This window comes from Vibrio sp. 10N.247.311.12 (assembly GCF_041467515.1).
GTDB classification, from domain to species: Bacteria; Pseudomonadota; Gammaproteobacteria; order Enterobacterales; family Vibrionaceae; genus Vibrio; species Vibrio crassostreae_C.
The window spans coordinates 150,821-175,788 of the sequence record NZ_JBFSUV010000003.1; the positions used below are offsets into that span (position 1 = coordinate 150,821).

A 24,968-nucleotide genomic window follows, 5' to 3' on the forward strand; every position below is an offset into this window, starting at 1 on the left:
GAAAAAAGAAATAATTGAGCTGCACATATATAGGAGGTGTCAATGGAGTTGAGTCCTGTTTTTGCAAGGCGGCTATATTTAGCATTGTTAGTGGAAAGCCTTGATAGGCCAAATGTGCCTAAACTCATCGAAAAAACGGGGTGGCCTCGTCGTACTATTCAAGATGTACTCAAGGCGTTACCGGGGATCGGTATCGAACTTATGTTTGTTCAAGATGGGCGACGTCATAATGATGGCTATTACCAGTTATCCGACTGGGGGCCATTTGACAGTCAATGGGTTATCCAGCGTAAAGGCGATATAGCAACAAGCCTTGGATTTAGTGCATAAGCCAGCGAAAGCTGGCTTTCTTTTGGGTGTCATAAAATCAAAGCATATCGATATGCCGCTTTAGTTGCTTACTCGCACAGGTAGGCGGTACCAAGCATAGTCACGGAAGTGCTGAAATCTTGGGGTAGGGTAAAGATGACGGTGTCTGCGCCTAGCTCAATGGCATTCGATTTAAGCTCATTCATCGCACCTTGAATCAGGGTGTCATTGGGAAAGAACAAGTAGCTGTACCAATGACCTTCGCTGCCAGTGATTTCCCCTTTATACTCACACTGCTCGATGTTAATCAGGCCGTGGTAATCCATTTGTACCTTGTCCGCTTTACTATGAGGCGTTGATGTGGGTTTGGTACACCCGAGTAACATGCCACTCATAGCCAAAGCGACTAATTCCTTTTTCATACGTTTACCCTGCTATTGCATCAAATAAATCGCGAAGCCTACCCAGCTTGCGAACAGTAGTAACCACGGCAGTTTAGTGGCGTGATTTGATGGTGTTTCAACACTTGTTTCGATCGTGTCTTCTTGGTGTTGATTAGCTTGTTGAGTCTGTTTTTCTTTCTGTACGCGCTTCTTCGCTTTATCGGCTTGGCGGCTGCGTTCTTTTTGCTGTTTCTTGTACAGTGCGATGCCTTTCTCGATACCCTGAGCAATCAGTTTAGTTTGTTCTTTGGTTTGAGCTGGCTTTTGAGTCGCTTTGGCTATCTTCAGTGCTTCCTGTTGAGATTCAACAGAGGGCGTATTAGTTTTGTTTTTCATACTGAGTTCGACAATTAAAACGGATTGGCTACTAAGATAACGCAAAGCTAGTTAAGTATGAATGATTTGCGTTAAAGTGTTGGTTTGAAAATAAGTGAAAGTGAGATTTGTGCGGTACTCTATAGAACAATACGACAAGCACGGCTTTTTGAAAGCTCCAATCTTGCTCTGGCTAGGTTGGTTGTTTCTTGCGAAAGCCTTGGTCGTTTTCATTGTTGCAGGCGCAAGCCGAGAATCGGGAACCGATATTCTTGAGATAATCTACCCAGACCATCAGATGTTTTATGTCGGGATCGCGTTGAGTGTGCCTAGTTTGCTGCTGATGTGGTTATTTGGGCTAAGATCGCCAGATAGAAAGCGCCTTAACAAAGTCGTGTCATGGGGACGTTGGGTTACCATGATGGCTATCTTGGCACAGGGCTCCCATACGATTTATTTAATCTATTTGGATAACGGATGGTTCCGTTGGTCAAATGGCATCACCCTATTGTTGCTGCTGTGGTTAGCGCTTTATCTAACCAATAGCCATGCTGCAAGGGATTGCTTTAAAGTGGTTGAGCACGAAGACTGATTCTCATCAAAACATTTGTCCCATTCACAATTATACTTAGAAGCTAAAACTGGAAGGAATAATCTATGCTTAATGTTTCAAATGAGCAGCCTAACGTTCAAAGTGCTATTTTGCCTGAAGCTGGGCCTTTCGCGCTTTACGTTCAACTTAAAGTGAACGCTAATACTGCTAATGTACTAGCAGAAATTCAAAAGCTTCCGACTCTAATCGACGAACTAAACCAAACTCAGCCTGACGCGAACTTAACGGCATCGGTTGCGTTCTCAAAAGCTTTTTGGGATAAGTTCGAGCAAGCAGCGCCCGCTGATTTGATCGACTTCCCTGTGCTGGGTGAAGGTGATATCACCGCGCCGAGCACACTGTCTGATGTTCTGATTCACTGTCATTCAAACCGACATGATCTGCACTTCTTTATCTTGCGTAAATTGCTATCTGAAGTAGCAGCTGATGTTGAAGTGGTTGATGAAACTTATGGTTACCGCTTCCTAGACTCTCGTGACATGACAGACTTTGTTGATGGCACTGAAAACCCGAAAGACGCACAACGTGCTGAAGTCGCTATTGTGCCAGAGGGTGAATTCGCTGGTGGTAGTTATGTAATGGTGCAGCGTTTTGTGCATAACCTGCCAGCTTGGAATCGTTTGAATGTATCGGCACAAGAGAAAGTGATTGGCCGAACTAAACCTGATTCAATTGAGTTAGATGATGTTCCTGCGGCGTCTCACGTTGGCCGTGTGGATATCAAAGAAGAAGGCAAGGGGCTTAAGATTGTTCGCCACAGTCTACCTTACGGTACTGCTACGGGCGACCACGGCTTATTGTTCATTGCTTACTGTAACGTTCGTCATAACTTCGATGCGATGTTAGAGAGCATGTACGGCGTAACTGATGGCAAAACAGACCAACTGCTTCGCTTTACTAAAGCGGTGACTGGCGCGTATTACTTTGCTCCTTCAACTGAGATGTTGAGTGCATTAACGATTAAGTAAGTCGTCTCAAAAAGAATAAACAAAGGGAGCCTCAGGGCTCCTTTTTTATTAAAGCTTTATATGAATTGGTCGATATAAGAGCAATCGTGAGTTTTATTCCTCTTTTTGTAAGCGAAGGTCTATGGCTATAACTGTTAATACCAATGTCTCAGCGCTGGTGGCCCAGAGAAACCTCTCTAATGCCAATAACATGCTGAACCAATCTTTGGAGCGCTTGGCTTCAGGGAGTCGTATTAACAGCGCTAAAGACGATGCTGCAGGGCTACAAATTTCGAACCGCTTGGAAGCGCAGATGAGTGGTATTGATGTCGCTGTGCGTAATGCGAATGATGGTATATCTATCATGCAAACCGCTGAAGGCGCGATGAATGAAACCACCAATATCATGCAGCGCATGCGCGACTTGTCTCTACAAGCAAGCAACGGTTCAAATAGCCAGTCGGAAAGGACGGCGATTCAAGAAGAGATTACCGCCTTAAACGATGAGCTGAATCGTATTGCAGAGACCACTTCTTTTGGTGGCAAAAAACTTCTCAATGGTAATTTTGGTAGTACGTCATTTCAGATTGGTGGCAGTTCGGGCGAAGCCGTGCAGATTGGTTTGAAAAGTATGCGTACTGATGACATCAGCATGGGCGGCTTTAGCTACGTTGCTAATGGCATGGCCAGTGATTCATGGGAAGTGAAATCAAACCAGAATGATATGACGATGTCGTTTACCGATCGTTTTGGTCAGCCACAAGAGATCACCATCAACGCGAAAGCGGGCGATGATATCGAAGAGTTGGCGACTTACATTAATGGTCAAACGGATCTCTTATCGGCTTCTGTTAATGATGACGGACAACTTCAGATTTATATGTCAGGTGAAGATACCGCGGGTACCATCTCTTTTTCAGGTTCATTAGCCAGTGAGCTTTCGATGTCTGCGGGTTATTACGAATCAGTCGATGACATCAATGTAACGGATGTGGGTGGTGCTCAGCGTGCCGTCTCTATTTTGGATACGGCGATGAAGTATGTCGATAGTCATCGCTCTGAATTAGGGGCAATGCAAAACCGCTTTGATCATGCCATTAATAATCTTGAAAACGTTCATGAGAATCTGGCGACATCAAACAGTCGCATCAAAGATACCGACTATGCCAAAGAAACCACTCAAATGCTCAAGCAACAAATACTGCAGCAAGTGAGCACAACGATACTCGCTCAAGCCAAGCAAGCGCCGAATCTAGCTTTAACGTTATTAGGTTAATGAATTACCTACAATATTATAAAGGCATTTCAGCTTAGCCAGTGCTTTTTGGCGAATAAAAATACAATTTCCCACTCGACTGACTTCCCGGTAACTTTAGCGATTATCTCATCTTTTTTCGATAATTTTACGACCAGTCACGCTTTCTTCTCCTTTATCGCTATTTCTTTAATTTTGTTGTTTTTTTCCTAAAGGTTTCGCCAATCACGCCGTTATTAAAAGTAACTTAGAGATAACTACTTGGTTTTCCGAGACGTCGGAAACCGCTATACCGGAAAATCAATTGGAGAAGTCACCATGGCAGTGAATGTAAATACAAACGTATCAGCGATGACAGCGCAACGTTACCTAAACAACGCAAACAGCGCACAACAAACATCAATGGAGCGTCTAGCTTCAGGTTCTAAAATCAACAGCGCAAAAGATGACGCTGCAGGCCTACAAATCTCGAACCGTTTGAACGTTCAGAGTCGTGGTCTTGATGTTGCTGTACGTAACGCGAACGACGGTATCTCTATTGCACAAACTGCTGAAGGTGCAATGAACGAGACAACGAACATCCTGCAACGTATGCGTGATTTGTCTCTACAATCTTCAAACGGCTCAAACTCAAAATCTGAGCGTGTAGCGATTCAAGAAGAAGTAACAGCACTGAACGACGAACTAAACCGTATCGCGGAAACGACGTCTTTTGGTGGCAACAAACTGCTTAACGGTACTCACGGTACTAAGTCATTCCAAATCGGCGCAGATAACGGTGAAGCAGTAATGCTTCAACTGAAAGACATGCGTTCTGATAACGCTCAGATGGGTGGTAAGAGCTACCAAACTGAGAACGCGAAAGACAAAGACTGGAACGTTCAAGCGGGCTCTAACGACCTAAAACTGTCGTTCACTGACAACTTCGGCCAAGCACAAGAAATCGACATCAGCGCAAAAGCGGGTGATGACATCGAAGAGCTAGCGACTTACATCAACGGTCAACAAGATTCTGTTAAAGCGTCTGTTACTGAAGACGGCAAGCTACAAATGTTCACAGGCAACAACAAAGTGAGCGGCGATGTGTCTTTCTCTGGCGGTCTTGCGGGCGAGCTAGGTATTCAAGCAGCTAAAGACGTAACGGTTGATACTATCGACGTAACATCTGTTGGCGGCGCACAAGAGTCTGTAGCAGTAATCGATGCGGCCCTTAAGTATGTAGACAGTCACCGTGCTGAGCTAGGTGCTTTCCAAAACCGTTTCGACCACGCTATCAGCAACTTAGACAACATTAACGAGAACGTTAACGCATCTAAGAGCCGTATTAAAGATACCGACTTCGCGAAAGAAACGACTCAGATGACTAAGTCTCAGATCCTTTCTCAAGCTTCAAGCTCGATTCTTGCTCAAGCGAAGCAAGCACCGAACTCGGCACTTAGCCTACTAGGTTAATCGATTGAAAAGCCACGTTGACCGATAGTGTTGACGTTAGGCTTCCACAAATTAGCTCGTGGTGAGAGATGAGCGCTAAACAGACCCAGCTTCGGCTGGGTTTTTTATTGCCTGAAATTTGGAGAAGAGAGGGGAGTTGTGGTGTTGGTAGTTGATTGGAAAGCGAGATTCCCTATCACGTTCGTGCCTCACTGTAGGGAATGACGGGAGTTGGGTATTGGTGACTCTATAGCTAACTGTATAGAAGAGGTCGGTTTGAGTAACAATCACTCAGGCTTAAACCATAGTGTTTAATCGTCATCCCAGAATCGAACCGAGCGAGATGTCAGGGATCTCTGTTCGTGAGAGGCCCAAAGAAGAAGGGGATTTGTAGTTGTTAGGTATAAGGCCAAAGCGGCTGGTAATCTGGCATTAGAACTATATAGCAGGCACAAAAAACGCCACCCTTAGGTAGCGTTTTAATTAAAGCAGATAAGTAATCGAGATTACTTAGTTACTTTAAGAACTGGAGTTTCGCCAACAGTTACAGAACCAGAAAGCTTGTTCAGCTCTTTGATTTCGTCCATGTTAGAGATAACAACTGGAGTAAGCGTAGATTTCGCTTTCTCTTCTAGAAGCGCTAGGTCGAAAGTGATGATAGTGTCACCAGCTTTAACAGATTGACCTTCTTCAGCTACACGAGTGAAGCCTTCGCCTTTAAGTTCAACAGTATCGATACCGAAGTGAACGAAAAGCTCAACACCGTCGTCAGACTCGATAGAGAATGCGTGGTTAGTTTCGAAGATCTTACCGATAGTACCGTTAACTGGAGCTACCATTTTGTCGCCAGCTGGTTTGATCGCGATGCCGTCACCAACGATTTTTTCAGCGAAAACTACATCTGGCACATCTTCGATGTTTACGATTTCACCAGAAAGAGGTGCGATGATTTCGATTGCACCAGCATCAGCGCTGTCATCAGATACAAGCTTTTTCAGTTTGTCAAACAGACCCATTGTGTCATGCTCCTAACGTTTAGTTTTATTCTGTAGAATATACTATACCAATCTAACAAATTAGACGACTATTTTTAGCCGTCTAACGTTATTAAGCGATTGGCGATTACTGAGTTTTCTCAGCGATGAACTTTTCTACGCAAGCTTCAATTTCAGCAGCTGTTGGTAGAGATAGTGCTTCGTCAGCCATAGCTTTAACTTCAGCGAAGTTAGAGTTACGGATTACTTTCTTAACTTTAGGGATAGAGATACCGCTCATAGAGAACTCATCTAGACCCATACCAAGAAGAAGTAGCGTTGCACGCTCATCACCAGCAAGCTCACCACACATACCAGTCCACTTACCTTCAGCGTGTGATGCGTCGATCACTTGCTTGATTACTGTAAGAACAGCAGGAGATAGTGGGTTGTATAGGTGAGAAATCATTTCGTTACCACGGTCTACCGCAAGAGTGTATTGCGTTAGGTCGTTAGTACCGATAGAGAAGAAAGATACTTCTTTCGCTAGGTGGTGTGCGATTGCAGCAGCTGCTGGAGTCTCAACCATTACGCCGATTTCGATTTCTTCATCGAAAGCTAGGCCTTCAGCGCGAAGTTCAACTTTGTACTCTTCGATTGCTTTTTTCAGTTCACGGATCTCTTCAACAGAAATGATCATTGGGAACATGATACGTAGTTTACCGTGTGCAGATGCACGTAGGATGCCACGTAGTTGGTCACGTAGGATTTCACGACGATCCAAGCTGATACGTACTGCACGCCAGCCTAGGAACGGGTTCATCTCTTGTGGAAGGTCCATGTATGGTAGGTCTTTGTCGCCACCGATATCCATAGTACGGATAATCACTGACTCGCCTTCCATTGCTTCTGCTACTTCTTTGTAAGCAACGTATTGCTCTTCTTCAGTAGGAAGCGCGTCACGGTCCATAAATAGGAATTCAGTACGGTACAGACCAACGCCTTCACCGCCGTTACGCAGGATACCGTCACAGTCTTTTACTGTACCGATGTTGCCACAAACTTCTACACGGTGACCGTCTAGAGTTTCAGCGTGTAAATCTTTTAGTTTTGCTAGTTCAGCCGCTTCTGCTTCAAAATCTGCTTTGATTTTCTTAGCTTCTGCTAATTCAGCTTCAGAAGGGTTGATGATGATTTTGTTGTTCATCGCGTCTAGCACAAGCATGTCGCCGTTCTTAACTTGCTTAGTGATATCGTTAGTACCAACGATAGCTGGAAGCTCAAGAGAACGTGCCATGATTGAAGTATGAGATGTACGACCGCCGATGTCACAAGCGAAACCAAGAACGTAGTCTAGGTTGATTTGTGCAGTTTCAGATGGCGTTAGGTCGTAAGCTACTAGGATAACTTCTTCATTGATATCTGCTAGAGATACAATGTTGATGCCTAGAGCATTTTTAACGAAACGAGTACCGATATCACGGATATCAGTTGCACGTTCTTTTAGGTACTCATCATCAAGAGACTCTAGTGCAACAGCTTGCTCTTCGATCACAGTGTGGATCGCGTTGTCTGCGTGCATCTTGTCTTTCTTGATGAGTGCTAAAATCTCTTCTTCTAGCTCTTCATCTTCAAGCAGCATGATGTGGCCTTCAAAGATTGCTTCTTTTTCTTCGCCAAAAGTTTCAAGTGCTTTTTGCTTAACAACTTCAAGTTGTTGAGAAGATTTGTTACGAGCGTCAAAGAAACGCTGTACTTCTGCTTCAACTTGGTCGTCAGAGATAGATTGAGTGTTTAGGACAATTTCATCTTCTTGAAGTAGTAGTGCTTTACCGAAAGCAATACCAGGAGATGCTAGGATGCCTGAAATCATAGCCTTACCTTAGTTGTTCAACTGTAAACGGGAGAGTGTGTGACTTTAAGTCGTCGACTAATGTCGCGCTTATTCCTATCTATTTCGAACAAAGCCACTTTGCTATGCAAAATGGCTTTGAAAGAAGGAGACCGTATTAGTGTAGTTGATCCATAAGAGCAACTAGGTGGTCTACTGCTTGCTGAGCTTGAGGACCTTCAGCTGAAATAGTAACGTTAGTACCTTTTACTAGGCCTAAAGTTTGTAGTTTGAACAGGCTTTTCGCGCTAGCGCTTTTGCCGTTAGAAGTCACTGTGATGTCAGCGTCGAAAGATTTTGCTTCTTTAACGAACTGTGCAGCTGGACGAGTGTGAAGACCGTTTTCTGCTGTGATTTCTACTTGCTTCTCGTACATTTTATATACCCCAATTAATTTATTTTTTGTAAGTTTGTAACCAGATTAGCTTAACTGCTTTAGCCCAAATGCGCTAGAGGCTAGTACGCCATGTTCGTGTTAGAACTTAGACTGGTTATAAATTTTTATCCAGCCATGGTCGTCTTTTGCTGAGTACTCATGACTTTCAGAATTTGTTTATTGCTTCTTTTATTTTGAAGCGAAAAATAAAACAGACCTGATATTACCAAAGGTGGGGCAGGGATCAACAAAAAAGCCCCTAAACGGGGCTTTTTTGGACGAAAAATTGATTTGACCACATATTATTGTTGGTTCTCTTTTTCCGTAAAGAGGCCAGCAAATAGGGCTGTGCTTAGGTAACGCTCACCAGAGCTTGGTAGTACAGTAACGATAGTTTTTCCTGCAAATTCAGGTAGTTCGGCGATTCTGTTTGCTGCTACAACTGCCGCGCCAGATGAGATGCCTGCAAGAATACCTTCTTCTTTCATTAGGCGTTGAGCCATCTCAATCGCTTCTTCAGAAGTTACCGATTCAACACGGTCAATAATCTCTAAATCTAGGTTTCCAGGGATGAAACCTGCACCGATACCTTGAATTTTGTGTGGAGCTGGTTTGATTTCTTCACCTGCAAGTGCCTGTGCAATCACTGGAGACTCAGCCGGCTCAACCGCGACTGAAGTAATCGCTTTGCCTTTTTCACCTTTAATGTAACGACTCGTACCAGTGATAGTACCGCCCGTACCAACACCCGCTACAAACACGTCGATTTCGCCGTCTGTTGCTTCCCAAATTTCAGGACCAGTCGTCTGCTCGTGAATCTGTGGGTTGGCTGGGTTGTTGAACTGTTGAAGTAGTAGGTACTTGTCTGGGTCTGAAGCAACAATCTCTTCTGCTTTAGCAATCGCACCGTTCATACCTTTTGGTGCTTCAGTCAGCACTAGGTTTGCGCCAAGCGCTTTAAGCAGCTTACGACGTTCTAGGCTCATTGATTCAGGCATAGTTAGCGTTAGTTTGTAACCGCGTGCTGCTGCTACGAATGCAAGTGCAACACCTGTGTTACCACTGGTAGGTTCAACAAGCTCGATACCTGGCTTAAGCGTACCTGCTTTTTCTGCTTCCCAGATCATATTAGAACCGATACGGCACTTAACACTGAAGCTTGGGTTACGAGCTTCGATCTTAGCTAGGACGTTACCTTTGCTTACTTTGTTAAGGCGGACTAGAGGTGTGTTACCAATCGTTAGGGTGTTGTCTTCGTAGATCTTGCTCATGCGATATTCCTTCATTTAATGACAGAACTAAACGTAGTATATCAATCACTTTACCGTCTAGTGTCTTTCGATGTTTGTTCAGCTTGAATTTAGATTAAACAAGTTGAAAAAAAGGTAAAAGGATTAAAAAGTTATATCATATAGATATGTAGCAGAATTGACGCCTATCTTTATTGAAATCAGAACTTCAAAAAGATAGGCGAAACTAGGAAGTGTAGAAAGGGTTAGAGACGAGAACTATAGACGAGAACGCAGAGCTTGGTCTTTAAACTCAGCAACCCACATTGCCGTCGCGCCGCAAACGGCAACGGGCATTACGATCAGGTTTAGAATTGGAATTGTGGTGAACACAGAAACAAGCGCGCCAAAGCTGTAGCTCTTGCCTTGTTTTTGTTTCAAATTGTTTCTCATGTCATCAAATTTGATTTTATGGTTATCGAACGGGTAGTCGGCGTATTGAATCGCTAACATCCATGCTGTGAAAATGAACCATAAAAACGGAGCAACGGTTTGCCCTAGTGCTGGAATTAACAAAAGTAGGAATAAACCGATCGCTTTTGGCAGAATGTAGACAAGCTTGCGCCATTCTCTCGCTAATATACGTGGGGTATCTTTGAGGACATCAAGTAAACCATCGTCATTAACTTTTTTACCGCTCAACAACTCTTCAACTTTTTCCGCGAGTAAACCGTTGAACGGTGCGGCAATGAAGTTAGCGAGCGTGCTAAAGAAATACGAGAATGTGGCCAAGACGGTTAACACAAGTAATGGCCATAAAATGTATGACAACCACGACAAGAAACTTGGCAATGCACCAATCCAACCTTCAATCCAAGTGTTTAGGTTGGAGAAGATATAAAACAAGGCACCACCAACGAGTAACACGTTCGCGATAAGTGGCATTAGTACAAACTTACGAATGCTCGGTGATAAAGCGATTTTTATTCCGAAAATAAAATAGCCAAAGCCGGAGCGGGGAACAGATTCAATAGTCATATTTAAATTAGGTCACATGTGAATTTGGTTAAATAGCAAACATGTCTAGTGTACTCGACCGAAATTAAGAAAAAAAGCGTGGTGAAAATCACACCATGTAAGGAACTAATTGTATTAAGTTGTTCTAAAACAGTGGCTACTTTTGATAGAGTAGTGAGATTAGCCAAATTAACCCAACTTAGTGACAGCGTATTTATAGCTAGTTGACTAAGAAAGCTGAGAGCGAAAAATGCAGGAATTGCGATTTGTACTCATTATTGTTGGCGCATTAGCTATCGCCGCATTATTGTTCCATGGTCTATGGACGAGTAAAAAAGAAGGGAAAGCAAAGTTTGGAGATAAGCCGCTCGGTAAGCTTGATAACGACAGCTTAGATGAAGCAGAAACTATTCCAAACCGTTCATTCGCCCCAGAAGATGATTTTGAGATAATCCGAAAAGAACGTAAAGAGCCGGATTTTGCTGTTTCACCCTCTGATACTGATCCGCTGATCGACTCAGATCCGCTAACAGCGCCACAAGCGAAAGAAGCTTACGAAGATGATATCGAATTAAATGATCTTCCTTCTTTCAGCGTAGAAGACCCAATTAAGGTTGAAAGTGAACCTGAAGTGATTGAGGAAGAGAAGGACGTTGAGCCTGAAGTTCCAAGCTTTGAGTTGACTGACGAGCAAAAAGAAAACCATGCCGGCTTTAAAGTGCAGTACGGTTCGTTTGAAGAGCCTTCTGAAACAGTTGATGAGCCAGTCGTTCCAAACGAAACGCTTACTCAAAGAGAGCCCGTTGTTGCGAAAGAAGTCGTGACTCCGCAAAGTGCGACTGTTGAAGAAGCAAAACCAGATGAAGAACTTGGTTTAGAAGTGATCGTTCTTAATGTTCACTGTGCTGGAGAGATCCCATTCGTTGGGACTGAACTTTTCCGCAGCATGGAGAACAACGGTTTAACTTATGGTGAGATGTCTATTTACCACTGCTTTGCACAATCTACAGATGCACCAAAGGTTATTTTCAGCGTTGCAAACATGATGCAGCCAGGAACGCTAGAACATGATGATCCTGCTGACTTCACGACTAAAGGTATTTCGTTCTTTATGACGTTGCCTTGTTATGGTCAAGCTGATCAAAACTTCAATGTGATGCTGAGTGCGGCGCAGAAAATTGCTGACGATATGGGCGGAAACGTGTTGGATGAGTCACGCAACTTAATGACACCAAACCGTTTATCTGACTACCGCAAGCAAATCAGAGACTTTATGACGGCATCGAATACCTAGCCGTATTGTTTAGCCTTGTAAATAATCTATATTTATAGAAAAGGGCTCCTAAGGGAGCCCTTTTTGATATTTCAATCACGATAGAGAATGATATGAAAGAATCGATTCAAGTTACCTTAGAGCAGTTAAGAGAAACTCTGCATTATCACGCCGTTCGTTATTACGTAGAAGATAGCCCTGAGATCCCTGATGTCGAGTACGATCGATTAATGCAGCAATTGCTAAAGATCGAAGAAGAGAACCCGGAACTAGTGACGGTAGATTCTCCGAGCCAACGTGTTGGTGGTCAGCCTCTCGATGGTTTCACTCAAGTGACTCATGAGATCCCAATGCTTTCTCTGGACAATGCTTTCTCTGATGAAGATTTGGATGCGTTCAATAAGCGAATGTCTGATAGAGCGCCAACCGCTAACCTCAAGACTTTCTGTTGTGAACCTAAGCTTGATGGCCTTGCAGTTAGCCTACTCTATGTGAATGGTATTTTAATTCAGGCTGCGACACGTGGTGACGGTGCGACGGGTGAAAACATCACTGAAAACGTGCGTACGATCAGCTCTATCCCACTTAAGTTACAAGGTGAAGGCTGGCCGCAGCGTATTGAAGTTCGTGGCGAAGTGTTTATGCCAAAAGCGGGTTTCGATAAGTTGAATGAGATGGCGTTGAAGAAAGGCGAGAAAGTATTTGTTAACCCACGTAATGCTGCCGCAGGTAGCCTGCGTCAGCTTGATTCTCGTATTACTGCGAAACGTCCGCTAGCTTTCTACGCATACAGTGTAGGTGTTGTACAAGGCGCTGAGCTATCAAATAGTCACTACCAACGCTTTTTACAACTTAAAGGTTGGGGCTTACCTATGTGCCCCGAGACTAAGCAACTGAGCTCTCTCGAAGACGTGAAAGCCTATTACCAAGATATTATGACTCGTCGTGATGCTCTGGCTTACGAGATTGATGGCGTTGTTATCAAAGTCGACGATATCGCGGCTCAAGAAGTACTTGGCTTTGTTGCACGAGCGCCACGTTGGGCAATTGCTTATAAGTTCCCAGCTCAAGAAGAGATTACACTGCTCAATGACGTTGAATTTCAGGTGGGCCGTACTGGCGCTATTACGCCGGTTGCTAAACTTGAACCTATCTTCGTTGGTGGCGTGACAGTCAGCAATGCCACTTTACACAATGCCGATGAGATTGCGCGTTTAGGCGTGAAGGTAGGCGACAGCGTTATTATTCGCCGTGCAGGTGATGTTATTCCGCAAATTGTGGCTGTTGTACTAGATCGTCGCCCTGAAACGGCTAGAGACATTGTTTTCCCTGATGCTTGCCCTGTATGTAGCTCTACGGTTGAGCGTGTCGAGGGGGAAGCTGTAGCGCGTTGTACTGGCGGTCTAGTGTGTCAGGCACAGCGTAAAGAAGCGCTTAAGCACTTTGTGTCGAGAAAGGCGTTGGATGTCGATGGCCTTGGCGTAAAAGTGATAGAGCAGCTTGTGGACCGTGAAATGGTAGAAACGCCCGCTGACTTGTTCAAGCTTAGCGCGGGCGTAATTACAGTTCTTGATCGTATGGGGCCTAAATCGGCGCAAAATGTGGTGAGTGCGCTGAATAAAGCCAAAGACACAACGTTAGCACGTTTCCTCTATTCACTCGGTATTCGTGAAGTCGGTGAAGCGACGGCTATGAACTTAGCTCAACACTTTAAGACGTTGGAACTGGTTCAAGCAGCTACTCATGAACAATTAGTTGAAGTGTCAGATATTGGTGACATCGTTGCTAGCCATATCACCAGCTTCTTCTCACAAGAGAAAAACAGAGCGGTCGTCGATCAGCTGATAGAGCTAGGTGTGAATTGGCCAATCATCAAAGAAGCTGCCGATGACCAAGAGCTACCGTTAGAAGGTAAAGTGGTTGTGTTGACGGGTTCATTGTCGCAATTAGGTCGTAGTGAAGCGAAAGCCGCTTTGCAGGCTTTAGGTGCAAAAGTAACCGGTAGCGTGTCTAAGAAAACGGATATCTTATTCGCGGGTGAAGCCGCTGGTTCTAAACTGACTAAAGCACAAGATTTAGGTATCGAAATAAGAACAGAAGAAGATCTAATAGCCCTTATTTCGTAAGTAAATACAGATAAAAAAAGCTCAAAGGCACTCCTTTCAAGGGAGTGCCTTTTTTGATTCTGATATAAAAATGAGGGCTTTTTAATTGTTGAGAATTTTGTTCCTATACGAACTCTAAAATCAGGACAGTGACGCTGCTCAACATTAATGAAATACCATTGTAGTTGTATCAAAAATGCGAGTCATATCTATTTTTACAAAGTGATAATTACCTCAAGTTGTTGAATTAATTGGTATTAATTTTGTTTTGGTGAGGATTTTTCTATTTATCGATCTGGATCACTAAGTACCTATTAAATTTGCACCAACTCATATTTTTTTAGATGAAAATTAAGTTCTCATTGATCTTTTTGAGGGCGAAGTTAGTCTTAATGCCATGGATGCACATGATGTGTATAACCAGAAAGGAAATAGAGAATTCAGAGTTTAGGGTTCTCAAACAAGAAAAGGTATTTCTCTCTACGGCGGCCAACTTTAGGCGGGGAATATTCAAACAGCTATATCCATTTTTAGGAGTTTTATTCCATGGAAAACAAAATTTTCAAACGTACTCTACTAGGTGCATCCGTTGCACTTTTATCGACAGGCGTAATGGCGAAAGAAGTTGGTATCAACTCTGACTTTAACGTTGACGTATACGGTGTTGCAGCTATCTCTCTAGTTAACTACAACACAACTGACAACAGAGACGACAGCTCAGGTTACGCTGTAGAGAATGAATCTCGTATCGGCTTCCGTGCTCATAAAGAGATGTTTGATGACGTATTAATCACAATGCAGATTGAATCTGGCTACGTAGATAGCACAGACTGGGGTCATGGCGGCGTTTCAGGCGGTGTGCTTGGTTTCCGTGATACGTTCGTTGGTGCTTCTGGCTCTTGGGGTAACCTGCGTGTGGGTCGTGTTCTTACTCCACTATACGAAATCGTCGACTGGCCATTCTCTAACCCTGGTCTAGGTTCTGTATTCGATTGGGGCGGCATCAACGGTCACTACGATCGTCAATCTAACCAAGTTCGTTACGATTCAGCTAAATTTGGCGGTTTCTCTTTTGCAGCTTCTGTTGGTCGTGACGATAACGACAACGGTGGTGGTGCAGCAACTCGTGACGCAAACTTTGTTGGCGCAAGTGCTAAGTACAGCTTCGAGAAAGTAACATTAATGGGTGCGGTTGAATCTGGTACACGTGTCGTTGCCGCGTCTGGTGGTGATTGGTCTTTTGATGAAAACGGTAACCCAGTACAGGCTCCTGAAGTAGCTCGTTACGATGATGATACATTCGCATACATTGTTGGTTTCGAAGCTAGCCTACCAGCAGGTTTCGGTTTCGCTGCAGCATATAAAGGCGAAGAGCTAGATAACGGCATCCGTAAGCAAACACAAGATTCTTACTCAATTATTGGTCAATACTGGAACGGTCCAATCGGCTTTAAACTGGGTTACGCAGCGAACTTAGAATCTGAACTTAACGGTAAGAAAGAAGCTGACTCAGATAGCAACACTATCTCTGGTCAGCTAATGGCTGTTCACAACGGTTTCGTACCTTACCTACGTGTTGCGGGTCGTACTGTTGGTGACGCTGATACAGATATCGTAACTCGCGTTGGTCTTGAGTACGGTTTCTAAGCTAAAGTTATCAGCTTAAAAATAGTTAAATAAAATCAAAACGCTGGTAAATTATTTTGCCAGCGTTTTTCCATAGTGAACATAAGGAATTAGTCATAATGAATAAAGTTAGTGTAGTTGTATTATCATTATTTTTGGGAGCTTGTAGTTCACTCGATTCAAAAAGTAATTTTGCAGATTCAGTGGCGGATGTGCAGCCCAAAGGTGGTTACATTAAAGTAACCGGTCAATCTTACGTAGCAGAAAATAGAGCAAATGTAGGAGCAGACATTCTCAAGTCGTCGCTTTACTTTACATACAATAAAGAAGTAACACCAAATACTGCCCCAGAATCTTCAATTACTATGGACGTGAGTTACTTCCAAAGTTACAAAGAGTACGAAACGGTTAGTTTTTTTGGTAAAACGATAGAATTAGAAGATAGACAAGTACCAAGAGAAAGCTGCAGCGAACATTGCACAAAGACTCAATATATTAAATTCCCATTAAGCGACGCTGATATACAGCAAGCAAGAGAAAAGAACTTAGAGTTTACGCTTGATGGGCAAAACTCAGTCATGAGTACAACTTTCATTGTGCCGAAAGCGTATATCGACACAATCTATAATGGTGCAAATAATCATACGGCTATCGCTGTTGCTCCGGTTGCGGTACCTGTTGCGGCTGTAGTTGTTGAAGAACCAAAAGCGTCTCAAGCTCAAGAGATGGTTAATTACTGGTATGGTCAAGCGACAAAAGAAGAGCAATCTGCTGTGACGGACTGGGCATTCCAAAACCGTAAGAACGCGACGCCAGAATCACTAGAAGGCTCAAAAGAGATCGAAATGGTTTCATATTGGTTTAATAAGCTAGACAGTGAAGAAAAATCTCAAACTATGATTTGGTTGTTAGAACAAGAGTAAGTTTCTAACGTTACACCCTAGCTATGTTTTTCAGCCGCAGTATTGTATAACAGCAGTACTGCGGTTTTTCATTTTAGGCTTACAGGTAAGATTGTGAATATTGGTGAAGTAGCGAAGCGTGTTGGTACAACAGCGAAATCCATTCGTTTTTACGAAAGTAAAGGCATGATGAGCCCACCGCACCGATCAGAAAATGGTTACAGGCAATATGGCGAGATTCATATCGAACAGTTAGAGTTCGTTTTGAGAGCTAAAATGGTTGGTTTCACTCTCGATGAGTGTAAGTCACTGGTTGAGTTGGCAATGAATCCCAACAGACAAAGCTACGAAGTAAAGAAGAAGGCTACTCAGAAGTTAGATGAAATAGAGTTGAAGCTTGCGGAGTTAAACAAGATGAAGGTGCAGCTACAATCTTGGGTACATGACTGCCCTGGAGATACTTCAACGGAATGTCCTATCTTGAATAATCTATCTGGCCGCAGTTAGGTTATTCCAGTTCTAAATGATCGTCAGGCAGCAATTTCATTACTAGCCTGACTTTAATCACCTATCACAGCACCTATCACAGCACCTTTCCGCCGTAATGTTTACAGATCAACAGTGGTACATGAGTGACTGCGTTACCATCTGAACACTTAACGATAGGCCCCATGTTTCCGTTACCAGGAGACTGACTGCTCGCTAGAGCGCTTCCAAATGACAAGCTGAAAATAGCCGTTAGAATTATTAAAAAATGTCTCATACAAACTCCATTAGGTTTATCTCTAATTGAGATAATTGAAAGTATGGACAAGGAAAAGAAAATTTCAAAAATTGGACGGACTTAACATTTTTAATAATTATAAATAAGCGAGAGTAAGGTTAACTATTCATATATATATTGGGTAAGAAATCTGGCTTTCTTATACCTTTTTAGCTCAATCAAACTTTTTAGCTTTACGAAATAAGAACTTATTTTTTTTTCAATTCAATCTATCGCAATGATAATTCGAATATTATTAAGGTTCAAAAATAGAAAAAGCCTGCATTTATTGAAAATGCAGGCTTCATATAGCTCTTGTTTATAAAGGTTCTATTATTAGAACGATTCCGTCTAAAGCGACAATCTTAATTTCGGTTCCAGATGGAATATCTTGACTGGCCTTTGCTGACCAAGAAGAGTCACCGAACTTAATTCGACAGCTACCTTTCTTTACGTCTTCACTTAAAATAACGGTTTGACCTACCAATTGCTTTTCTCTTTGGTTTAACTCTCGCCCTGCATCCGATTGCTTGTCATTCGAGAGTTGTCTTCTCCACCACAACCAAGTGGTAATAAGAGAGAAGCTAGCAAAGGACAGCCATTGCACCTGCCAACCAATTGGTAATGCTCCTAATAGGGCACCGACCAGCATGGCAGATATGCCTATCCATAAAAAGTAACCAGCGGTTCCAATTAGCTCAAGCGCTAACAATGCTAGACCAAACGCTAACCAATGCCAGTGGTTTACTTGTTCTAGTAATTCGACCATAAGTTAGTCCTTACTACCTTTGTCATTCTTATGTGCAAACATCTCCGCGATACCCGCTACAGAACCCATAAGGCCAGTTGCTTCGAGTGGTAGCATGATGATCTTGCCGTTTTCAGCTTGGCCTATAGATTTCAATGCGTCGGTGTAACCTTGTGCAATGAAGTAATTGACCGCTTGCATGTCACCTTGAGCAATTGCCGTTGATACCATTTCTGTCGCTTTAGCTTCTGCTTCTGCGGCACGCTCACGGGCTTCTGCTTGCAATATTGCCGCTTGCTTCTCACCTTCTGCTTTCAGGATCTCTGATTGCTTGTGGCCTTCTGCTTTCAAGATCTCAGCTTGTCGTACACCTTCTGCTTCTAAGATATCAGCACGTTTATTACGCTCGGCTTTCATCTGGGCATTCATCGCAGCAGTAAGGTCTGCTGGTGGCTGTACGTCTTTAATTTCGATACGGGTGACTTTTACGCCCCAAGGGTTTGTCGCTTCATCAACGATGTTCAGTAGCTTGGTATTGATCATGTCACGCTGACTCAGCATCTCATCCAGTTCCATCGAGCCAAGCACAGTACGGATATTGGTGAGGGTTAAGTTACGGATCGCATGTTCAAGGTCATTCACTTCATAAGCTGCCTTAGGCGCGTCGATAACTTGAACAAAACAAACCGCATCGATAACCACATTTGCATTATCTTTGGAGATGACTTCTTGTGCTGGGATGTCGAGAACACGCTCCATCATGCTGATGCGCTGTCCAACTTTATCAATAAATGGAATGATTAAGTTAAGACCCGGTTTAAGGGTGTGTGTGTATCGCCCGAAGCGTTCAACGGTCCAGTTGTTGCCTTGTGGAACGGTTTTTACGCCAGCGAAGATAAATAACAGTGCGACGGCAGTAAAGACGCCGATAGTAATCAAGGTATCAATAGGCATACAAAATCCTTTGCAAGTTTGAGTTTTTGATAGTTCAGTATTGATACTGGCTCATATTTAAATTCTGAGCAAATTTATAAACGAGAAATGGGCCATAAAACATTGATTTTATGGCCCATTTTACATTCTATTATGCGATAAACTAATTGATTGAATTGTCAATTTTCGATGTTTAATCTACGGCTTTTTAGGTTTAACTAGTAAAGCAGAGAGTACAGTTGTCGACGGTACTTACTGGCAACTGGGTTACCTTGTCCAAGCGCACTCAAGATGTCCATGAACTCTTTCTTCATGTCACCATCGAGAGCATTAAGATCTTTGGCTAGGAAAGACCATAATAGATCCATAGCTTCTTCACTGCGGTTCACTTGGTGATATTGCAATGCTAATTCAGATGCTGTTTTAGCGTCGCTCGGATTTTGCTGAAGAGCGGCTTCTAATGCTTGTATTTCAGGGCTGTCTGCTGCTTGTTTATGAAGTTCAAGCTTTGCAACTAAGCCTTTGTAGTAGTTGTCTTGGTACTCAAGAGGGATAGTTGCTAGCTGAGTTTCAGCAAGGTCAAATTGTTGTGTTTCTAACAAACACTCTGCGATCGCCAGTTTTACTTCACCTTTATTCGTCAGCTCTGCTGGAAGTTGCTGCATTGCTGCTAGTGCCTGTGTGTGCTCGCCAGCTTGCATTTGCTCAAGAGCCTGACGCAAAGCAAGTTCATCTTGGCTAGGAAGGTGTTTGCTGAGCATATCTACAATAGCTTCTATGCTTTGAGGGCCACCGAGCCCATCGACTGGCTGACCATTAACAAACAGTGCAATAGTGGGCAGTGCTTGAACACCAAACTGGCTAGCAATAGCTTGCTCTTGTTCGCAATTGAGCAGGGCTAAGGTGAAGGCACCGTTGTATTGCTGAGTTAAAGTTTGCAGTTCAGGAATGACTTGGGCGCTCTCTTGGCTCATTGGTGCCCAAAAATGGATGAGTACAGGGGTCTGCATCGAACCTTCTAATACTTGACGAAAGTTCTGCTCATTAAGTTCAACAATATGCGGAGATTGCATTTACGTTCCTTGAGGTTTGTTTTGTGGATACGTTGCAAATATGGGGGGATTAGTCGGTAACTTCAAGATCTAACTCGGTTATCTCGGATAAAAAGAACCAAAAATAGAAAAACGCTATGCTTCGATGTTGATATAATTGTTATCTCAACATCGAAGGCATAGCGTTATCATCGAGGTAGTCAGTGAGGCGTTGCGTGAGATACTCAAAACAGAATAAACAACGTAATCGCCAGACCCACACCTACCCAATTAAGGCGGTTTAAAGTCATGAGATTTCCAGAGTAGAACCATCAATTGGGAATAACTGATGGGATAGGATAATCATGACATCTTATTGTTACGGAAAAATTACATCGTTACATTAAAGTTTGCGACTCTGCATTCAAAGTTAGTAATTTATGCAGCTTTTCTCAAAATAGGGTCTAGCAAGCGACTTGGTAGAATCCTTTTCAATACCGCGAACACTTTAGTCGGGGTCGTAACTCGGTATCTTAGCTTGGGTTTGTCGGCGGTGAGAGCATGGAATACCGGCTCAATACAACTTTCTGGAGGCAGGACAAAAGCGTTATTCGATGATTCTTTTTCGAGTCGATCTTTTTGTTGTTGGTAAGCGTCTTGGTGGGCGCTGCCAGAAATGTTGATCCATTTATTGAACGCTTTCAAGGCATTGGTTCTAAATTGAGTCTCAATTGGCCCTGGTTGCAGTAATGAGATCTGTATACCGCTGCCATGCAGTTCTAATCGTAAGGTATCTGTCCAACCCTCAATCGCGAATTTAGAAGCATTATAAGCACCACGATACTTCATGGCTGCAAAACCTAATACGGAACTGTTTTGTACGATTCGACCTTCGCCACGCTCGCGCATGTGCGGAAGGATCTGACAGACGAGATGATGCCAACCAAAGAAGTTGGTTTCGAATTGTTCTCTGAGTCCTTGGGTCGGTAAGTCTTCTAGCGCACCTGCTTGACCGTAAGCACCGTTATTGAATAATCCATACAATCCATTAGGTGCGAGATCAATAGCAAGCTTGGCGCCATGCTCAATACTTTCTTGGTTGGAAAGATCTAATTGAATACAGGTGAGGCCTTCATCTTGAAGGCGTTGAACATCTTGTGGATCACGACAAGATGCAATGACATGAAAACCACGCTTTTGAAGTGCATGAGCACATGTATAGCCAATACCTGTTGAGCAACCGGTAATCAGAATCGACTTGTTCACACTTAATCCTTTATTAGAGTCTCTATCGCTCTAGGGTAAAGAATTAGTCTTGATGTTGTAACAAGTTTTTTAGTGCTGGCTCGATTCTTGAGTAACTAAAGATGAATCCCATCTCAGTGAGTTTCTTCGGCTTGGAGCGAATGCTGTCAAATAGCAAACAAGATGATTCCCCCATGAGAATCGACATTGCCCATTTCGGCGTGAATAAGAAATGCGGTCGGCCTAATTGTTTCGCTAACGTGCTGCTGAACAGTTTGTTGGTCACAGGGTGAGGGGCACACATATTGAATTCCCCTTGAGCGTGAGGGATAGACAACAAGTGATTGATGGCTCTCACCATATCGAGAATGTGAATCCATGGCATGTACTGCTCACCTGAACCTATTGGACCACCGACGCCGAGTTTATAAGGCAATAGCATCTTCTTGAGTGCGCCGCCATTCTCGCCAAGTACAACCCCTGTTCGCAGTAGTATCACGCGTGTGCTTTCTGATTGTGCTCTCTTGGCTATCTTTTCCCAGTGGGCACAGACTTTATGAGGAAAGCTTTCATCTTCTACTTGCAGTGACTCGTCAAACGGGTGCTGCTGTTGATCGCCATAGTAACCCACGGCTGAACCGCTAATAAAAGCGTGTGGCGGGTTGCTACTGGCATGAATTAATTCGACCAGCTTTTCAGTGATGTGCCAGCGGCTGTTACAGATCCTCTCTTTTTGTTCTGTACTCCAACGCTTATCGGCAATCGGCTCACCCGCGAGGTTGACCACCACATCAAAGTCATTGAGATCACTGAGCTCATCAAGGGATTGAATGTAATGAAGGTTGTTCTGGTTGAGGTGATTTAGGTTTTGCTTCGCATTTTCAGGACTCCGCGTCAGCAATGTCACGTCGTCAGTGTTCCAACTCTTGACCAATTCAGAGCCAATAAATCCAGTACCACCCGTTAACAATATCTTCATACCAATCTCCCTATTAAACATAATTATAGACATGGCTTGTTTTTAGTCGCCAATCAATACGAAAAAATCACTATAACGATCATAAGGTTTCAATCGTGTGATGCCCAAATTACGCCTTTTTCAATTTACAAAGGAGTGAAATTAAATTCATCAAGTCAGGATGTGTACCGTCATCACACTTATGCACTTTACTCGGATATGTTACCAACTGCGTAATATTTGTCACATAAGCAATGATAAGGATTTGCCATGATTATTATTAATTCATAATCAGCGACAAGGAATTGCGATGACGGCGGTGCTTGCTTTGTTTCGATCCATGTTAGGTAGCCTGAGGGATCTATTGCCAATCGTGGCGGTAATCGCTTTCTTCCAGCTTGCTGTCTTACAAGAGCCACTTCCTCATCTTTTATCTATTCTGACTGGCTTAGTGCTCGTCGTTTTTGGACTCACTTTCTTTATCTTTGGCCTTGAAATGGGGTTGTTTCCAATTGGCGAATCGATGGCTCAAGCATTTGCCAGAAAGGGGAGTGTGTTCTGGTTATTGATCTTCGCTTTTTGTTTGGGTTTTGGTACCACCATAGCCGAGCCAGCGTTAACCGCAGTCGCTGCCGAAGCCGCAGAAGTGGCAGCTGAGGGAGGTGTAATCCCCAATACGTTAGATGAAATGGAGCAGTATGCCAATGGCCTGCGCTTTACTGTGGCACTGTCAGTCGGTATCGCTATTTTACTCGGTGTGCTGAGAATCTTAAAAGGTTGGCCAATCCAGTACATGATCATCGGTGGATATATTGGAGTGGTCGTGCTCACTGCATTTGCTCCGGAAAACATCATTGGAATTGCGTATGACTCTGGTGGAGTAACGACATCGACGATCACCGTCCCATTAGTAACTGCGTTAGGGGTGGGTTTAGCCTCGGCAATTAAAGGGCGTAATCCGATGATAGATGGTTTTGGGTTGATCGCGTTTGCTTCGTTGCTGCCGATGATGTTTGTCATGGTGTACGGGATGGTGGTGACATGATCAGTGTTCAACAATTTATCGACACCTTTCTCGGCACTGTGATGGATGTGATCCCGATTGCGATCATCATCTTCGGTTTTCAGTTGGCGGTATTACGAAAGCCAGTCAATAACCTAGCCAAAGTGCTGATCGGTTTCTTCTACGTCATTCTTGGCTTATCACTCTTTTTGATGGGATTGGAGCTCGCGTTATTCCCTCTAGGGGAGACGATGGCAATGCAACTCACCGAGCCAAGCTTTTTGACTGAGTTTAAGATCAGTTCTGGTCTTGCTTTGGTTTGGTTTGATTATTATTGGGTTTACCTGTTTGCGTTTTGTATTGGTTTCAGCACCACGATAGCCGAGCCTTCTTTGATAGCTGTAGCGATTAAGGCGAACCAAGTTTCCGGTGGCAGTATCAGCGTCAATGGGCTGAGGATCGCCGTGGCATTGGGCGTTGCTATCGGTATCTCACTGGGCAGCTACCGTATCGTTGCGGGTGACCCGATCCACTACTACATCATTTTTGGTTATGTCGTCGTGGTCATTCAAACCTTTTACGCCCCAAAACTCATTATTCCATTGGCCTACGATTCGGGTGGCGTCACTACATCAACGGTGACAGTCCCTTTAGTGACGGCGCTCGGGCTTGGACTCGCTTCAACCGTACCAGGAAGAAACCCTGTTATTGATGGCTTTGGGTTGATCGCCTTTGCCAGCTTATTTCCCATCATTTCAGTGATGGGCTATGCCCAAATAACACAATGGTTAAACCGTTTACACACCTCTAAGGAGAGCAAAGATGCGCTTTAAACTTATCTTAGCGTTTGTAGAAGAGAGCAAGACTGACACTGTGCTCGATGCCGCGCGTGATGCGGGCGCGACTGGAGCAACGGTGATTAACAACGCCAGAGGGCAAGGCTTAAACCAAAAAACCACCTTCTTTGGCCTAACGCTAGAGGTACAAAAAGATGTGTTGCTGTTTGTGGTTGAGGAACACTTAGCGAGGCATATTCTTGAAACTATTGGCGAAGTCGGTGAGTTTGACCAGGAGTCAGGACAAGGTATAGCGGTGCAGATCGATATCGAAGACGCAGTCGGGGTTGCGCATCAAGTCGAGACGTTAACAAAGGTTGTGGAGGATGAGCTATGAGTACCAGTGAAAAGATCCGAGTAGGCGATGTCATGGCCAATACGTATGTGATTATCGATGGGCTAACCACGGTGTTAGAAGCGATAGAGATGGCTAAAAAGCACAAAGTGAAGGCAATCATTGTCGATAAACGCCACGAAGATGACGAATACGGCATCGTATTGATGAATGACATTGCCAAGAAAGTACTGGCTAAGAACCGATCTCCAAAGCGAACCAATGTTTATGAGATCATGACCAAGCCAGCGCTAAGCGTGTCTGCTGAGATGAACGTAAAGTATTGCGCTCGCCTGTTTGAACGCTTTGGTATCAGTCGTGCGCCAGTAGTTCGTGATAACAAGATAGTCGGTATGGTTAGTTACAATAATATCGTGATCAATGGTATGGCGAGAGATGACGTGTAGCATT

At 43.7% G+C, this 24,968-nt stretch carries 27 protein-coding genes; 14 read left to right on the forward strand and 13 right to left on the reverse strand.

The window, feature by feature from the left end:
- The first annotated feature begins 42 nt into the window (after positions 1-42).
- Positions 43-330, forward strand: a complete 288-nt coding sequence (locus tag AB6E30_RS03080; RefSeq protein ID WP_004734273.1) for a helix-turn-helix domain-containing protein — start codon at positions 43-45, stop codon at positions 328-330.
- A gap of 68 nt (positions 331-398) precedes the next feature.
- On the opposite strand, the gene AB6E30_RS03085 is transcribed toward AB6E30_RS03080, so the two are convergent.
- Entirely contained in the window at positions 399-731 is a 333-nt protein-coding gene (locus AB6E30_RS03085; protein WP_017071060.1) for a DUF4156 domain-containing protein, read from the reverse strand.
- A 12-nt stretch (positions 732-743) separates the two neighbouring features.
- On the reverse strand, positions 744-1,088 hold the full coding sequence (locus AB6E30_RS03090; RefSeq protein ID WP_017060697.1) for a DUF2956 domain-containing protein: 345 nt from the start codon (positions 1,086-1,088) through the stop codon (positions 744-746).
- Positions 1,089-1,197: 109 nt separating this feature from the next.
- Between AB6E30_RS03090 and AB6E30_RS03095 the strand changes: the two genes are divergently transcribed.
- From AB6E30_RS03095 to AB6E30_RS03110, 4 genes are all read left to right on the forward strand, one after another.
- Positions 1,198-1,659, forward strand: a complete 462-nt coding sequence (locus tag AB6E30_RS03095) for a DUF2919 domain-containing protein (RefSeq protein WP_136982704.1) — start codon at positions 1,198-1,200, stop codon at positions 1,657-1,659.
- Positions 1,660-1,724: 65 nt separating this feature from the next.
- Positions 1,725-2,648, forward strand: a complete 924-nt coding sequence (locus tag AB6E30_RS03100) for a Dyp-type peroxidase (RefSeq protein ID WP_371724310.1) — start codon at positions 1,725-1,727, stop codon at positions 2,646-2,648.
- A 121-nt stretch (positions 2,649-2,769) separates the two neighbouring features.
- The gene (locus AB6E30_RS03105) at positions 2,770-3,903 is read left to right on the forward strand and encodes a flagellin (RefSeq protein ID WP_372102575.1); all 1,134 of its coding nucleotides are present in this window, start codon (positions 2,770-2,772) and stop codon (positions 3,901-3,903) included.
- Between the two features lie 297 nt (positions 3,904-4,200).
- The gene (locus tag AB6E30_RS03110) at positions 4,201-5,334 is read left to right on the forward strand and encodes a flagellin (protein ID WP_102300543.1); all 1,134 of its coding nucleotides are present in this window, start codon (positions 4,201-4,203) and stop codon (positions 5,332-5,334) included.
- Positions 5,335-5,819: 485 nt separating this feature from the next.
- Here AB6E30_RS03110 and crr read toward each other — a convergent pair whose 3' ends face one another.
- The 5 genes from crr to cysZ all read right to left on the reverse strand — a co-directional run bounded on the left by crr (position 5,820) and on the right by cysZ (position 10,821).
- Positions 5,820-6,329, reverse strand: a complete 510-nt coding sequence (gene crr / locus AB6E30_RS03115) for a PTS glucose transporter subunit IIA (RefSeq protein ID WP_004737851.1) — start codon at positions 6,327-6,329, stop codon at positions 5,820-5,822.
- A gap of 106 nt (positions 6,330-6,435) precedes the next feature.
- Positions 6,436-8,160: a phosphoenolpyruvate-protein phosphotransferase PtsI gene (gene ptsI, locus AB6E30_RS03120; protein WP_048660880.1), complete on the reverse strand. Its 1,725-nt coding sequence runs from the start codon at positions 8,158-8,160 to the stop codon at positions 6,436-6,438.
- 136 nt (positions 8,161-8,296) lie between these two features.
- On the reverse strand, positions 8,297-8,554 hold the full coding sequence (locus AB6E30_RS03125) for an HPr family phosphocarrier protein (protein ID WP_004734263.1): 258 nt from the start codon (positions 8,552-8,554) through the stop codon (positions 8,297-8,299).
- Positions 8,555-8,856: 302 nt separating this feature from the next.
- Entirely contained in the window at positions 8,857-9,825 is a 969-nt protein-coding gene (gene cysK, locus AB6E30_RS03130) for a cysteine synthase A (protein WP_372102577.1), read from the reverse strand.
- Positions 9,826-10,062: 237 nt separating this feature from the next.
- Positions 10,063-10,821: a sulfate transporter CysZ gene (gene cysZ, locus AB6E30_RS03135; RefSeq protein ID WP_029235129.1), complete on the reverse strand. Its 759-nt coding sequence runs from the start codon at positions 10,819-10,821 to the stop codon at positions 10,063-10,065.
- A gap of 229 nt (positions 10,822-11,050) precedes the next feature.
- On the opposite strand from cysZ, the gene zipA reads away from it, so the two are divergent.
- The 5 genes from zipA to cueR all read left to right on the forward strand — a co-directional run bounded on the left by zipA (position 11,051) and on the right by cueR (position 17,213).
- Positions 11,051-12,094, forward strand: a complete 1,044-nt coding sequence (gene zipA, locus AB6E30_RS03140; RefSeq protein WP_372102579.1) for a cell division protein ZipA — start codon at positions 11,051-11,053, stop codon at positions 12,092-12,094.
- A gap of 92 nt (positions 12,095-12,186) precedes the next feature.
- Positions 12,187-14,199, forward strand: a complete 2,013-nt coding sequence (ligA, locus tag AB6E30_RS03145; protein ID WP_372102581.1) for an NAD-dependent DNA ligase LigA — start codon at positions 12,187-12,189, stop codon at positions 14,197-14,199.
- A 525-nt stretch (positions 14,200-14,724) separates the two neighbouring features.
- A complete protein-coding gene (locus AB6E30_RS03150) occupies positions 14,725-15,825 on the forward strand; it encodes a porin (protein WP_372102583.1) in 1,101 nt (366 codons plus the stop codon).
- A gap of 98 nt (positions 15,826-15,923) precedes the next feature.
- Positions 15,924-16,727, forward strand: a complete 804-nt coding sequence (locus AB6E30_RS03155; protein WP_372102584.1) for a DUF2057 domain-containing protein — start codon at positions 15,924-15,926, stop codon at positions 16,725-16,727.
- Between the two features lie 93 nt (positions 16,728-16,820).
- Positions 16,821-17,213, forward strand: coding sequence for a Cu(I)-responsive transcriptional regulator (cueR, locus tag AB6E30_RS03160; protein ID WP_017061928.1), 393 nt, complete (start codon positions 16,821-16,823; stop codon positions 17,211-17,213).
- A 76-nt stretch (positions 17,214-17,289) separates the two neighbouring features.
- On the opposite strand, the gene AB6E30_RS03165 is transcribed toward cueR, so the two are convergent.
- The 6 genes from AB6E30_RS03165 to AB6E30_RS03190 form a co-directional block, all read right to left on the reverse strand.
- Complete coding sequence (locus AB6E30_RS03165) at positions 17,290-17,469, reverse strand: hypothetical protein (protein WP_017061927.1); 180 nt, start codon at positions 17,467-17,469, stop codon at positions 17,290-17,292.
- A gap of 319 nt (positions 17,470-17,788) precedes the next feature.
- Positions 17,789-18,238 (reverse strand): NfeD family protein, encoded by a 450-nt coding sequence (locus AB6E30_RS03170; protein WP_372102586.1) that lies wholly within the window; start codon positions 18,236-18,238, stop codon positions 17,789-17,791.
- A 3-nt stretch (positions 18,239-18,241) separates the two neighbouring features.
- The gene (locus tag AB6E30_RS03175; RefSeq protein WP_017063395.1) at positions 18,242-19,171 is read right to left on the reverse strand and encodes an SPFH domain-containing protein; all 930 of its coding nucleotides are present in this window, start codon (positions 19,169-19,171) and stop codon (positions 18,242-18,244) included.
- 197 nt (positions 19,172-19,368) lie between these two features.
- Positions 19,369-20,223 (reverse strand): co-chaperone YbbN, encoded by an 855-nt coding sequence (locus AB6E30_RS03180; RefSeq protein ID WP_017061924.1) that lies wholly within the window; start codon positions 20,221-20,223, stop codon positions 19,369-19,371.
- A 396-nt stretch (positions 20,224-20,619) separates the two neighbouring features.
- Positions 20,620-21,447 (reverse strand): SDR family oxidoreductase, encoded by an 828-nt coding sequence (locus tag AB6E30_RS03185; protein WP_017061923.1) that lies wholly within the window; start codon positions 21,445-21,447, stop codon positions 20,620-20,622.
- A gap of 43 nt (positions 21,448-21,490) precedes the next feature.
- Positions 21,491-22,405 (reverse strand): TIGR01777 family oxidoreductase, encoded by a 915-nt coding sequence (locus tag AB6E30_RS03190; RefSeq protein ID WP_372102587.1) that lies wholly within the window; start codon positions 22,403-22,405, stop codon positions 21,491-21,493.
- Positions 22,406-22,694: 289 nt separating this feature from the next.
- Here AB6E30_RS03190 and AB6E30_RS03195 point away from each other — a divergent pair, with 289 nt between their 5' ends.
- Genes AB6E30_RS03195 through AB6E30_RS03210 form a run of 4 tightly spaced genes read left to right on the forward strand, consistent with a single transcriptional unit; the run spans position 22,695 to position 24,964 of the window.
- Positions 22,695-23,429 (forward strand): DUF1538 domain-containing protein, encoded by a 735-nt coding sequence (locus AB6E30_RS03195; protein WP_017072437.1) that lies wholly within the window; start codon positions 22,695-22,697, stop codon positions 23,427-23,429.
- Positions 23,426-24,220, forward strand: a complete 795-nt coding sequence (locus tag AB6E30_RS03200; RefSeq protein WP_017066002.1) for a DUF1538 domain-containing protein — start codon at positions 23,426-23,428, stop codon at positions 24,218-24,220. The genes AB6E30_RS03195 and AB6E30_RS03200 overlap by 4 nt, the downstream gene beginning before the upstream one ends.
- On the forward strand, positions 24,210-24,560 hold the full coding sequence (locus tag AB6E30_RS03205) for a P-II family nitrogen regulator (protein ID WP_017062207.1): 351 nt from the start codon (positions 24,210-24,212) through the stop codon (positions 24,558-24,560). Before AB6E30_RS03200 ends, AB6E30_RS03205 begins: the two co-directional genes overlap by 11 nt.
- Complete coding sequence (locus tag AB6E30_RS03210; protein ID WP_017062206.1) at positions 24,557-24,964, forward strand: CBS domain-containing protein; 408 nt, start codon at positions 24,557-24,559, stop codon at positions 24,962-24,964. Before AB6E30_RS03205 ends, AB6E30_RS03210 begins: the two co-directional genes overlap by 4 nt.
- Positions 24,965-24,968 lie beyond the last annotated feature (4 nt).